We start from the raw sequence: 11211 nt of genomic DNA, 5'->3' as shown, positions 1-11211 counted from the left end.
AGGTTTTATGCAAAGCTTTCCATAAGAACTATTGTGGTTAATTCACCATTTTTTATAGAATTTATTAACTGAGTTTAGTAGAATAAGAAACAGAAAACACAACTGATGAACCAGTGTAATCCTGGTGAAACCGAACTCTTCGGTCTTGTGACTTGCTACCCTAATTCCCCAATCACTGTAGCTGAGCGTTTAGTCGGGAACCTGATATACCATTAATTCAATACACAAATATTGAATCCTATTAAAAGAATAGAGGTGTACTCCTTTATTTTTATTTCATTAAAGCAATTAATCTTGTTTTGAACCCGTTTGAATTCATTGTCTGATACCTATCAGACAAACCCATTTTGAGAATGTATTCTTTAACAATTTGGGTTATTCAACCATGTTTAGAAAAAGGTGAATGACGTAGGCTTACGCTGGAGAAGAACTCAGCGTTTGCTGACTATTTCTCTGGCTTTTTACAGGAGAAATGGTCGTGCGTATTCAGACAGATACCTTAAAATATGCTAAGATTCTTAAAGAGAGTGGGTTTTCTAAAGAGTCATCTGAGGGATTTTTTTCCACACTGACTCAAATAGAAATTCACAACATTTATAGTATTGATGAGGTGGATAACATGTTAAGTGAAGCCGTCAGACAAGTGTTTGTTGAGCAAGATAAAAAACTTGTTGAACAGCGTCGCGAGTTCGATGAGCGAATGAAATCCTACAATGAACAACTGCGTGAAAACAGGGGTGAGTTGTTGGCATCAAGACGCTGGATGATTGGTACAATCATCACAGTCGGTCTTTCATTAGCCGCTTATCTTTCAGCTTTAATTCATTTCAATCACTAAACCTATTTAAAGGTTTGTGACCCATCGGGGAAATCACACTTCCTCATGGGGCAAGGGTATTTCCCAAAATCTAAGGAGAGAACCCATGCAACAAACATCTTTTGCAGAATACACCAATCAATGCACTCGAACTGATTTAGCCTTTTTTGATTTATTGCGCTCTATAGCAGAACTTCATGCCTATCAGCATGAGTTATCAGCAGAAGACATAGCACAACTTCAAATTGGCGCTCGAACGTTGAATGGAATAATTGCAAGGAATACCACAACTAACCATTCCATACAGTTGGTCTAGGAAGCAGGATTAACCCTGTTACTTGTTTTACCCGTTTTAATCCGCACAATCGGAAAACTTCTGCCTTGTGCGGGAGTTCTCCGATTGTGCGATTTTTTATTAATTACATTTAAAGGAGAACTAAAATGGCAGTATTGAACAAAGTCCAATTAATAGGTCATGTGGGTCATTCACCAAGAAGTACCCAAACAAAGGAACATCATCCTGTTGCATCAGTCTCCATTGCCACGAATGAATCCTATCGCCGTAACGGTGAGTGGGAAACCATTACTGAATGGCATCATCTGGTGTTTTTTGGAAAATTAGCAACTTTAGCTGTGGAACGCCTGCAAAAAGGCAGTCAGGTATATATTGAGGGCAAACTGCGCTCAAATAACTGGACTGATACTGAGGGTGTGAAACGGCAATCAATCAATATTGTGGTGCAAACCATACAGTTGCTTGATAACGCAAAACCCAAAGATCTACCCGAGCAGACTGATAAACCAACACCAGAAGAGTATTTAGCTCAAATGCACTCGATGTTGGAATGTGAAGAAGTTCCTTTTTAATTGTTTCATTAATCCCGAAGGGAGTTATCCCTTTGGGAACAACTCCTTTTTAAAACTTAAGGAGAACCACTTAAAATGAATCCATTTGAACTGACAGCAGCATCTACTTTCCTCAGTTATTTTCCCGATGATATTGAATATTCAACCCTTATCAATCGGTTAAACAATGATGAATTAGGGACTGATGACGATGCAATAGATTTTTGGCAGCCTTTTGAATACTACCCAGGTGTATTCATCGCGGAATGCATAGAAACATTGCATGAACGATTGGTTAAAACGTTTCATACTCTAGCATAACCCTTGCAGGAATCTATCCTGAAAGGGATGGATTTTTGACTGTTTTTAAGGAAAACATCATGAATTTAATTGAGAAAATTACCGCAGCTGTATTAGAGGATGAAGAGCCAACAGAGAAACAGTCGGAGCTTTTAGTCGAATCGTACCTTAATAGCACCGACAGGCAGGCAATTGATAATTGCTTCACTTGTCTTTGTGGGTATAGCCTATCCAGTTTAATTAATTAAAGTAATTTAATAACCCTAATGGGAGCAAGACTCCCATTAGGGACTTGCTCCTTTTTCTTTGAATCAGGAGAACATAATGAATATTTTAACAACAGAACAACTTTATAAAGCAGCCCCTTCGCTATTTACTCAAGGAGCTGCTGAACATACCAGTGAGCGATATCAGCCAATTGCCACTTCTGACATCATTAATGTATTGCTTCAGGAAGGGTTTTATCCAACCAAGGCAACACAATCAGCGAGTAGACATGAAGAAAGGAAGGCCTTTGCAAAACACATGGTCCGATTTCGACATAGAAACTATCACGAGCAGGATGGCGGTTTATTTCCTGAACTGGTATTGGTCAACTCTCACGATGGCATGTCCTCGTATCGTTTGATGGCAGGACTGTATCGTCAGGTGTGCACCAATGGTATGGTTGCCGGTAAAAACTACAATGAAGTGCGTGTTAGACATCAAGGTGATGTTATTAGAAACGTCATTGAAGGAACCTATCAAGTTGTTGAGTCGTCTCACAGAATGCTTGATGCTGTGGAGCAAATGGAGGAGATTCAATTAACCAATGAGAGGCTTCTGGATTTTGCTCAACAGGCGCATGCTCTTCGTTTTAGTGAGGATGATAACCTGGTCATCGAGGCAAAAACTCTGTTAACTCCAAGGCGACGTGAAGACATGAAACGTGATTTATTTTCTGTTTTAAATGTCGTTCAAGAGAACCTTATCAAAGGAGGATTGCCTGGCTACAGACAGGATGAGAAAGGACGCTGGCGACGCGCTCGAAGCCGGCAAATTAAAGCAATTGATCAAAATATCAAAATAAATCGGGATCTTTGGAGCATTGCTGAAAATACTTTGTTATCTTGCCCTTAGAACTAATCTGTTCAAAGCCCCATATCCTGGGGCTTTTTTTTTGCCTTGAATTTTTCAAAAAACCTATTATCATTGCTTCATCTTTGCAAGGTTGGACTTGCATATACCAACACAAAGGGCTGATTTTGGCACAGGATCAGCCCTTTCTATTTTGTAACAAGAAGAATTTATGATTTCCTACCAAGCCCCGATGCTCCCCGATGTCAATTACGCACTGCTTGACGAAGACGCTTATTTTTCGTTAACTGATCTTGAATACGACACCATGAAAAGCTGTAGTCATTTTCTGGAAGAACTCAAATGGGTACTCATCGAAGAAAAACTGGTGCAGATACCTCAAATTCTGTGCGGTTATCTTTGCGCCTACCTCGGTACAATCACCACGGTACACACCGTTAAAAAAGCAGAAGCTTTAGTACCATCTCTCCTTACGCTCATCCAGCACCAGGCAAAAGCCTCACTCGATGCTTTTGCACAACACCCCATCAATCACAGCGTCAAAAGCACGGAAAAAAAGAAAATCCATCTGGATCAACTGCGCAACATCACCCCTGGCAGCATCGTGGTGCAAACCATGCGCCTTGGGCGAGAAATCATGGACATGTTTGACGAAATAAATAATCAGCCAGGAATCAGAAGCAAGAAAAAGCAACCTACCCCCTTCTGCTCCGATGAATCACTGACAAAACTCATGCTGCTGATGGGCTCAGAACAATGCGCACAATGGAGAGAAGAACTCGATGGGCTTTCAGACCATTATGTTCTCAATCAATTAGCCATCCAAATTGGTTGGGTGATGGGCTATTTCACGCACCTTCAAAACAAATCCCTCAAAGAATCACAATATTTTGATTATGGCCTACCCTTAGTGAGCCTCTTTCAAGAACATATTTATCGCTTAATGGAATCGTACGCCACCGCAGAGCATGCAAAAATAGAAGCCCAGCAAAGCGCTCATTATGAAGAAACGGAATCCCTTTTAAGTGAAATTCGCCACCTTTCCGAACAGACCTACAACCAAAAAACGCCCGCTGCCAATGCATTTCAAAAAGAGGTTCTCATCGCCCATGCTGGCATTGAAAAAACACTCATGGAGCTGATAACCCAGGGGTATGAAATTAAAATCATTTTAATGAGCCTTTTTTATTTCTGGTTTACTTTGGAGGCGCCTATAAATGGATTCAGCAAACAAACACTGGACAAGACTGATCCATTCCACCACATGCTGCCCATCATTAAACTGGTCAAATCAACTACCCACTCCCTGCCCAAGCCAGAATTAAGCAAGGAAATTCGTGCGCTAAACGATTCTATGCAACAATTGAAAAAACATCTGACCCACCCTGAAAAATTGGATAACGTGCCGCAGAAAATTGCCCTGGAGCAGACCGAAGCGGTCAACACAGCCATTCACACCATCACCTGTGATTTCCTTAAAAAGGATATGCGCATCGAAGCCATTACTAATGCTTTATTCAGCCACTGGCTTCGTTTTTCCGTTTTTTTTGGTGTCAGTGAAAGTGAATGGCAAAAGATGGATTACTACCTGGTTGAGATTCTTAAAGCAGTCCGAGGTTATCTGGATTCTGAATTAGGGCAATAAGACTCTTCTTCGGCTAAAAAATTGGGTAAGTGCCTCCATTTCTATTTGTGATTAAGATTGGGTTACAATCGTAATCACAGGTATCCTGACTCGTCTCCTATATTTATAATATAGCGTTTAGTCCTTTCTTTTCGATTAAAGAAAGTAATTTCAAAGAAGTACCTGCTGGTTTTTTAAGCCCCCTCTCCCATTGGCTAATAAGATCTTTAGATACATTAAGACAATACGCAAATATGGGTTGGCTCACATTTTCTCGTTCACGCAATGCCTTTATTTCTACAGGTAAAAATTCATGTATCGGGGTTAAACATGCGCGATCAAATTGTCGCATTGTTTGTTTATCAATAACACCCGCATCAAACATATCAACAACAGTTTCATGTACAGCCTCAAAAACCTCACTTTTATATGTTTTATTTGTGCTCATTATATAGTACCTCCACAAGTGCACCTGATTGGAGCAATCGCTCAATGTCATCACCAGAAAAGCCCAGCATCTGCTGAGATAAATCTTTAAATATTTGCTCTTCTTCCTGGCTTATGTTGTCACGTTCATTTTTTGGAAATCCATACACTAAAAAGGCCAGATCTTTATATCGATATAAAATAATACACCGATACCCACCCGACTTTCCTTGGTTTGCTCTGCCAAGCCTTTGCTTTATAACTCCACCACCATAATCAACATCGATTAATCCTTTTTCAATCTCTTTTATTAACTTACATAATTGAGAATCTAAAATACGCTCTTTCTTTGCAAATTTAGTAAACCATTTGTTTTTAAAAACCCGCAAAATAACATTCCATATTTCTTTTTATTATATGGTGTAATTATATAGCACTCAGTTCTATATTTCAAGAAATACTGACCCAGATACTAACCCAATTATTAACAGATAAATTCTAAATGATTAAATCCTGATAGATGGAAATCCAGAATATTAACCTTATAGAAATAAAGGACATGCTGAATTTCGGGAGAATTTCACCATCCGTAATGGCTATTCCAAAGCTCAGAAATAATGTAAACCCCCTCTTCATCAAGGTAGGATCGAGCATCAACAAAGTTTGATGTACCAACTTTTTCAAGTAGTTCTTGACCGCACTCAGGATCAAAAAAAGAGTACATCATAGCAAGCAATACTTGTTTGCTATGGCTATAACCGCCTATGGACTCTTTAATGAATTGATAGTTGGGTTCTAACTGCCATCTTTTGTGAGCATCATTGAGTGAGGATGCTTTTAGGTTAAAAAATTCAACACCAACTTTTTTTACACCTTGCTTCCAAGCCTTATCAAAGCGGATCATGAGATCATTTCTGTTATTCATTAGTTGTCCACCGTTATGTATTTTATTCTCATTAACATCTACTTTACTTTAATGGCTTAAATAAGACCAAATTATGATTCAAATAATTCTTCTATTGTTTCCTGCATTTCGTCCTGACTGGGCTTCGCATAACGAAAAATTTCTTTTATTGAAACATTTCCACTAAGTTCCTGAGCAAAATGCACTCCATGCTTATCTGTTACTTTTTTCAAAAAAGTATGCCGAAGTTTATGAGGTGTAAATTCAAATCGCTCATTCTCTGGTAAAAGTGCAAGCACTTGTTTTAAAACTCGCTGACATATTCGAAATATATTCCGAGTATTAATACGATTCCCTGCCCTATTAATAAATAAGGGTTGGTCTGATTCTATAGCTCGACTCTTTAAATAATTATCCAAATGTTCTCTACTTTCTTGCGGTAAGGGAATTTTAGTAGTCACCCGTTTACTTTTATGTCGTACTACAGAATGAAGCCCTTTTGAATGAAATTGGTGTACATTTAATGAGACCAATTCAGATTCCCGCAAACCTGTTCCCAACAACACATAAAAAACAGCAGTTTCCAATAATGCATTTTGATTTTTTCGAGTACATATTTTAGCGCGTTGCTCGCAGGCTGCTTTTAAGCGCATAAGCTGTTTCGAGTTCAAGCCATTCCATTCTGGAGCATCTGTCTGTAAATCTTTAACCCCTGATAAAGGATCGCCCGCAATTAAGGGTCGTTGTTGATAAAGCCAACGGCCTGCATGACGAATGGTTGCCATGGTCCGATTAATGGAAGTCGCTTTGTATGCTTTTCCGGTTTTCTCCGAAATGGTATTGCATAAGGAACGTTGAAATTGTTTACTTACTGCTGGTGTCCAATTATCTACCTGGTCATGCCCTACTTCAATCTTAAAAAAATTTAAAAATTTAGATAAGTCTTTTTGTTTAGCCTGAACTGTTTTTTCGGGCGCACCTTTGACATGAACCTGAAAATAAAATGACAACCAGGCCGATAACGAATTGGTATCAAAATGAACATCCAAAGGATGAGAAACCTTATCTACCCCAAACTTTCGATTTTTGTTGTTTTTATCATTCAGTAAATTCAAGGCATGCTCCATGAGTGCTTTTCTCATTTTACCTCATTTGGGGTAGATAAGGTACGTTATCTACCCCAAATGAGTCGCTTTGTTTATTTGGTAGATAATTTTTATACCATAAAATTGTTTATTATTTTGAGTACATCAATTTAGGAATTAAGCGCACATAAATCAATTCACTGATCAGCTCCACAAGTGTCTGAGTAACAATGATTGCAGGAAGTATTGGAGTAGCACCTGGAATTGCTAGGGCAAGCGGTAAAACTACAAGTGAATTGCGAGTACTTGCGCTAAAAGCTACTGAACGACTGGCCGGCACATCCAGTCGGAGCATTCGGGCGACAAACCATCCGATTAGAGGCGCGATAATTGCAAAGGCAATGTAAATCGGAATTGCTTTTAAAACCAACTTAATGGAAAGTCCAAGTTGTGGGATTACCGACGCAATTACCAAGAAAAGCACAAGAGCTGTTGCTGGTACTGGAAGTAATCCAAGTGCTATTAAAACTCTCTTCCCTGTTAAGCTACGTGATGCCCATGCCTGCACGAATAGTGCAAATAAAAGGGGAATAGCAATTAACCATATAAACGCTTGAACAAATGGACCAATTTGAACTAAGTGTGTGGCTCTCTCTCCAAGGAACAAACCGAGATAAATTGGGAGCAGTAGTATCTGTACGATAAGAAGCACTGGTGTAGCTACCAGCAATAAGCGAGCATTGGCTTGCCCGAGATGTGAAAAGGTTACGACATAATCGATGCAAGGAGTGAGCAAAACCAACAGTACTCCAAGTCGCACCATAAAATCCGTGGGAAGAAATGGAACTAAAATCGCAACTAATAACGGAAGTACCATAAAATTGACTAAAAGCAGGATGCCTAGAAAGTGAAACTGTAAGAGTGACCTCTTCAAATCAGCAATTGGCACTTGGAGGAACGTTACAAATAACATCAGTGCTAATGCCGGATTTACTACATGTTCAAAAGCTATTGTGCTTGAAAAAATCATAGAAATTAAGATTGCCACTACAACCGCACCAAAATAAATGCTAATTTGCCAAGTATCTAATGTTTCTCTGATTTTGGTGGTGTTCATTTTTTGCCTCTTTACACAATTGACTATTAAAATTCCCTGGCAGGGAACGCAATGACGTCATGATATCGTCTTGTATCGTTCGATTGTATAAAAATATATAATTTAGAAGCCTTCTATTTTTTGGACTAATGCTATTTAAGGCTTAATTTTTTCCTGCCAAATAAATATAAAACTTACAGCCCTAATAAGAATTTAAATTCTCTGAGCATAGTGCAAACTCTTGCACTATGCTATACTTGTAATACATGTGTTACACTTAAAGGAAACTTATGTTAGCCGTTCGCTTACCGGAGAAACTTGAAGAACGTTTGTCACGCTTAGCAGAACAAACACATCGTTCTAAAAGTTATTATGTAAAACAAGCAATCGAAGATTTTCTAAATGAACAGGAAGAGCACCTTATTGTCCTTTCACGATTAGAAAAGAGAAATCCTCGTATAACTCTTGAAGAAATGGAAAACCGCCTTGGCCTGGAAGATTGAATTTGATACTGATGTAGAAAAAGATCTAAAAAAACTAGGACACTCTGCCCAAAAGAGAGTTATTAAATATCTAAAGGAGCAAGTAATTCCTGCTGAAGATCCGCGATCATTTGGTAAACCATTATCAGGTAACCTTTCGGGGCTGTGGCGTTATCGTACGGGGGATTATCGTATTATCGCAAAAATTGAAGACGATCATTTTATAATTCTTATTGTCCATATAGGACATCGAAAAAACGTTTACGATTAACTGGATAATCTTGGTCATTACTCATTATTATTAATCCTATTGCACAGACTAAGTGTCTTTTTATTTTCTGTTTGTAGGGTAGTATGGGAAATTTTAAATTGGTTTAATAATAATAACTGAACTTCATCCCTGACCAGTTCTTCCTTAAAACGAGAATCAATGACAAGGTGAGCTGTTAAGCTAATCTTATCGGAAGTAATAGCCCAAATATGTAAATCATGTACGTCTAAAATACCTTTTATAGACATTATTCGAGACTTAATTTGGTTAAAATCAATTCCTGCGGGTACGCCTTCTAAAAGGATGTTTATAGTCTCTTTGAGAAGTATCCACGTGCGGGGCAATACCCACAATCCAATTAAAACTGCGATAGCTGAGTCCACCCAGCTCCAATCTGTGAAGCGAATTAAAAGCGCTGCAATAATCACCCCTACAGAGCCTAACATATCACTCCATACCTCAAGATAAGCACTTTTTAAATTTAAATTTTTATCTTTGTCACGGGATAATAAATACATAGATGCTAAATTAATAAGCAGACCGAGACTGGCAATAATTAACATACCGGTGGAATAAATTTCAGGAGGTTGTTTTAACCGTTGATATGCCTCATATATAATATAAAGCGCTACTACAAAAAGAAGAGCGGCATTAAATGCAGCAGCTAGAATTTCAAATCGATAGTAACCAAAAGTACGGCGTGCATCAGCCGGTCGTTTACTTACATGAATAGCAATTAGTGCAATAATTAACGCAGTAACATCGGTTAACATATGCGCAGCGTCGGAGATTAATGCAAGGCTGCCGGTTAGAATACCGCCGATTACCTCAGCAATCAAAAAACCACCTGTTAATGAAAGCGCCCACCAAAGTGATTGTTCTCTCGAAACTCCTTGAACATTGGGCTTAATCTTTTTGTCCATAATGTCTTCCTAACAATGATGTGTCACATCACTCCCGATGCATCTAACAATTAGCACTTAAAGGCACTTGGCACACCCTTTATAACATTCTAAATGAAACCCCATGTAAAAAAATGGCTGCAAACATTAGAAAAATAAAGAGAACAATAATGAAATGCCGGTTTTTTCTTTTTTTAAACATGAAAAGAGAAAGCCCGCATAACACAATGACTGCTGCAGACAGAGCGACTAAAAACCACGGAGTAAGTTCCATCATCTTTCCTTGATTGATTAAACACCTGAGCTATTCTTTAGGTTCATGCATATGTCCACCATCACCACCAAACCCTCCTTGATATCCTTCCTCAGGATGAGCTGGATCAGGATTTTTTTTTGCACAGGACATTAAACTGCAACCTAATAAGAATACCCCTATCAAAACAATAATTTTTTTAAATCCCATAGTCATTTTTTATTTCCTTTTGAATCGATACTTATTAAGCATAACATACTGAATATTAGTATGTATTCCTATTCTATTTGAGGATAATATGTCCCAACCCCAACACTACATCATTTATTTTTATTAAATTCCTCCAAATAATTAATTATCTTAGTGACGTCGTTAATGTTCATAGGCTTTGCAAAGCAAGGGTAACGACTGTTTTTTAAAATTTTATGAAGTGATGTACTCAATAATATAATGGGGGTCAGTTTATTAAAGATTGATTGTTCCCGGATAAGATCAATCAGTTCAAAACAATCACCTTCTTTATTAAGCTCAGCATCAATCAAAATGACATGATAGGTTTTTAATTCCACCAAAACTAAGGTGGATTCAACATCCAAAGCCATATCGACACAATGCCCCAATTGAGTTATTTGAGCGCGTATAATAATACGTGCGCCAAGAGAGGGTTCGGTTACTAAAAAATGCAATGACCCATTCATATATCACCTCTCAATACATAATCTCTTTTGTTAACACGACCCTTCTTTCTTATTTTTAATGTCTACACACGGCATGCCTTAAAGCACTACAAATCCAAACATTCAAACTCACTCCTGAGTTTTTTGCAGCCATGAATACATCCCGATGAAGTTCGGGCGAAACAGTGAGTGCCAATTGGCCTGATAAAGGTAATTCAGGCTCTTTCAATTGTTTCTCACAACTTTTTAGATAATTATCAATCGCTTCCATGAACGCATTTTTTAACTGATGAGACATGGTTGCCTGAAAAGTAATTACCGTCTGCGTATTAATTATTTCTCCAAAAAACAATTCATTGAGATCGTCAAATACCGCATGTCCAATGTAGCCTTTATACTGCAACATAACGACCTCCTGACTCATGTAACAAGCGTACTATTTACGCCCTTT

18 protein-coding genes are annotated in these 11211 nt (G+C 38.3%); 9 read left to right on the top strand and 9 right to left on the bottom strand.

Annotated elements, in window-relative coordinates; translation table 11 throughout:
• The first annotated feature begins 478 nt into the window (after positions 1-478).
• The 7 genes from LDG_RS12340 (at position 479) to LDG_RS12315 (ending at position 4685) form a co-directional block, all read left to right on the top strand.
• Complete coding sequence (locus LDG_RS12340) at positions 479-838, top strand: hypothetical protein (RefSeq protein WP_006871718.1); 360 nt, start codon at positions 479-481, stop codon at positions 836-838.
• An 85-nt stretch (positions 839-923) separates the two neighbouring features.
• A complete protein-coding gene (locus tag LDG_RS12335) occupies positions 924-1133 on the top strand; it encodes a hypothetical protein (protein ID WP_006871717.1) in 210 nt (69 codons plus the stop codon).
• Positions 1134-1258: 125 nt separating this feature from the next.
• Positions 1259-1684: a single-stranded DNA-binding protein gene (locus LDG_RS12330; RefSeq protein WP_006871716.1), complete on the top strand. Its 426-nt coding sequence runs from the start codon at positions 1259-1261 to the stop codon at positions 1682-1684.
• A gap of 75 nt (positions 1685-1759) precedes the next feature.
• A complete protein-coding gene (locus LDG_RS12325) occupies positions 1760-1984 on the top strand; it encodes a hypothetical protein (protein WP_006871715.1) in 225 nt (74 codons plus the stop codon).
• Positions 1985-2043: 59 nt separating this feature from the next.
• Positions 2044-2211: a hypothetical protein gene (locus LDG_RS19715; protein ID WP_006871714.1), complete on the top strand. Its 168-nt coding sequence runs from the start codon at positions 2044-2046 to the stop codon at positions 2209-2211.
• Positions 2212-2287: 76 nt separating this feature from the next.
• Positions 2288-3082 carry a DUF932 domain-containing protein gene (locus LDG_RS12320; RefSeq protein ID WP_006871713.1) on the top strand — a complete coding sequence of 265 codons (795 nt, stop codon included), beginning with the start codon at positions 2288-2290 and terminating at the stop codon, positions 3080-3082.
• Positions 3083-3251: 169 nt separating this feature from the next.
• Positions 3252-4685, top strand: a complete 1434-nt coding sequence (locus LDG_RS12315) for a hypothetical protein (RefSeq protein ID WP_006871712.1) — start codon at positions 3252-3254, stop codon at positions 4683-4685.
• 103 nt (positions 4686-4788) lie between these two features.
• Here LDG_RS12315 and LDG_RS12310 read toward each other — a convergent pair whose 3' ends face one another.
• The 5 genes from LDG_RS12310 to LDG_RS12290 form a co-directional block, all read right to left on the bottom strand.
• Positions 4789-5112 carry a helix-turn-helix domain-containing protein gene (locus tag LDG_RS12310; RefSeq protein ID WP_006871711.1) on the bottom strand — a complete coding sequence of 108 codons (324 nt, stop codon included), beginning with the start codon at positions 5110-5112 and terminating at the stop codon, positions 4789-4791.
• Positions 5099-5479: a type II toxin-antitoxin system RelE/ParE family toxin gene (locus LDG_RS12305; protein WP_006871710.1), complete on the bottom strand. Its 381-nt coding sequence runs from the start codon at positions 5477-5479 to the stop codon at positions 5099-5101. The genes LDG_RS12310 and LDG_RS12305 overlap by 14 nt, the downstream gene beginning before the upstream one ends.
• Positions 5480-5670: 191 nt before the next feature.
• Entirely contained in the window at positions 5671-6015 is a 345-nt protein-coding gene (locus tag LDG_RS12300) for a hypothetical protein (protein ID WP_028383800.1), read from the bottom strand.
• Between the two features lie 71 nt (positions 6016-6086).
• Positions 6087-7136: a tyrosine-type recombinase/integrase gene (locus tag LDG_RS12295; protein ID WP_006871708.1), complete on the bottom strand. Its 1050-nt coding sequence runs from the start codon at positions 7134-7136 to the stop codon at positions 6087-6089.
• 94 nt (positions 7137-7230) lie between these two features.
• Positions 7231-8196, bottom strand: a complete 966-nt coding sequence (locus LDG_RS12290; protein ID WP_006871707.1) for an arsenic resistance protein — start codon at positions 8194-8196, stop codon at positions 7231-7233.
• 269 nt (positions 8197-8465) lie between these two features.
• Between LDG_RS12290 and relB the strand changes: the two genes are divergently transcribed.
• On the top strand, positions 8466-8678 hold the full coding sequence (relB, locus tag LDG_RS12285) for a type II toxin-antitoxin system RelB family antitoxin (RefSeq protein WP_006871706.1): 213 nt from the start codon (positions 8466-8468) through the stop codon (positions 8676-8678).
• Entirely contained in the window at positions 8662-8928 is a 267-nt protein-coding gene (locus tag LDG_RS12280) for a type II toxin-antitoxin system RelE family toxin (RefSeq protein WP_006871705.1), read from the top strand. Before relB ends, LDG_RS12280 begins: the two co-directional genes overlap by 17 nt.
• A gap of 17 nt (positions 8929-8945) precedes the next feature.
• Here LDG_RS12280 and LDG_RS12275 read toward each other — a convergent pair whose 3' ends face one another.
• From LDG_RS12275 to LDG_RS12265, 4 genes are all read right to left on the bottom strand, one after another.
• Entirely contained in the window at positions 8946-9851 is a 906-nt protein-coding gene (locus tag LDG_RS12275) for a cation diffusion facilitator family transporter (RefSeq protein ID WP_006871704.1), read from the bottom strand.
• A 283-nt stretch (positions 9852-10134) separates the two neighbouring features.
• Complete coding sequence (locus LDG_RS19915; protein ID WP_006871702.1) at positions 10135-10299, bottom strand: hypothetical protein; 165 nt, start codon at positions 10297-10299, stop codon at positions 10135-10137.
• A gap of 104 nt (positions 10300-10403) precedes the next feature.
• Positions 10404-10781, bottom strand: coding sequence for a response regulator (locus LDG_RS12270; protein ID WP_006871701.1), 378 nt, complete (start codon positions 10779-10781; stop codon positions 10404-10406).
• A gap of 55 nt (positions 10782-10836) precedes the next feature.
• Positions 10837-11166, bottom strand: a complete 330-nt coding sequence (locus LDG_RS12265) for a type II toxin-antitoxin system HicB family antitoxin (protein WP_006871700.1) — start codon at positions 11164-11166, stop codon at positions 10837-10839.
• Positions 11167-11211: the final 45 nt, after the last annotated feature.

It is taken from the genome of Legionella drancourtii LLAP12, assembly GCF_000162755.2.
Classification (GTDB): Bacteria; Pseudomonadota; Gammaproteobacteria; order Legionellales; family Legionellaceae; genus Legionella; species Legionella drancourtii.
The sequence above is the reverse complement of the archived record's forward strand: the minus strand, read 5'-3'. Positions and strand labels throughout refer to the sequence as shown.

Coding starts and splice junctions, on each gene's coding strand:
- LDG_RS19715 (WP_006871714.1), top strand. CDS start 2,044: ATGAATTTAATTGAGAAAATTACCGCAGCTGTATTAGAGGATGAAGAG.
- LDG_RS12265 (WP_006871700.1), bottom strand. CDS start 11,166: ATGTTGCAGTATAAAGGCTACATTGGACATGCGGTATTTGACGATCTC.
- LDG_RS12330 (WP_006871716.1), top strand. CDS start 1,259: ATGGCAGTATTGAACAAAGTCCAATTAATAGGTCATGTGGGTCATTCA.
- LDG_RS19915 (WP_006871702.1), bottom strand. CDS start 10,299: ATGACTATGGGATTTAAAAAAATTATTGTTTTGATAGGGGTATTCTTA.
- LDG_RS12320 (WP_006871713.1), top strand. CDS start 2,288: ATGAATATTTTAACAACAGAACAACTTTATAAAGCAGCCCCTTCGCTA.
- LDG_RS12325 (WP_006871715.1), top strand. CDS start 1,760: ATGAATCCATTTGAACTGACAGCAGCATCTACTTTCCTCAGTTATTTT.
- LDG_RS12310 (WP_006871711.1), bottom strand. CDS start 5,112: ATGAGCACAAATAAAACATATAAAAGTGAGGTTTTTGAGGCTGTACAT.
- LDG_RS12295 (WP_006871708.1), bottom strand. CDS start 7,136: ATGAGAAAAGCACTCATGGAGCATGCCTTGAATTTACTGAATGATAAA.
- LDG_RS12315 (WP_006871712.1), top strand. CDS start 3,252: ATGATTTCCTACCAAGCCCCGATGCTCCCCGATGTCAATTACGCACTG.
- relB (WP_006871706.1), top strand. CDS start 8,466: ATGTTAGCCGTTCGCTTACCGGAGAAACTTGAAGAACGTTTGTCACGC.
- LDG_RS12275 (WP_006871704.1), bottom strand. CDS start 9,851: ATGGACAAAAAGATTAAGCCCAATGTTCAAGGAGTTTCGAGAGAACAA.
- LDG_RS12300 (WP_028383800.1), bottom strand. CDS start 6,015: ATGAATAACAGAAATGATCTCATGATCCGCTTTGATAAGGCTTGGAAG.
- LDG_RS12290 (WP_006871707.1), bottom strand. CDS start 8,196: ATGAACACCACCAAAATCAGAGAAACATTAGATACTTGGCAAATTAGC.
- LDG_RS12270 (WP_006871701.1), bottom strand. CDS start 10,781: ATGAATGGGTCATTGCATTTTTTAGTAACCGAACCCTCTCTTGGCGCA.
- LDG_RS12335 (WP_006871717.1), top strand. CDS start 924: ATGCAACAAACATCTTTTGCAGAATACACCAATCAATGCACTCGAACT.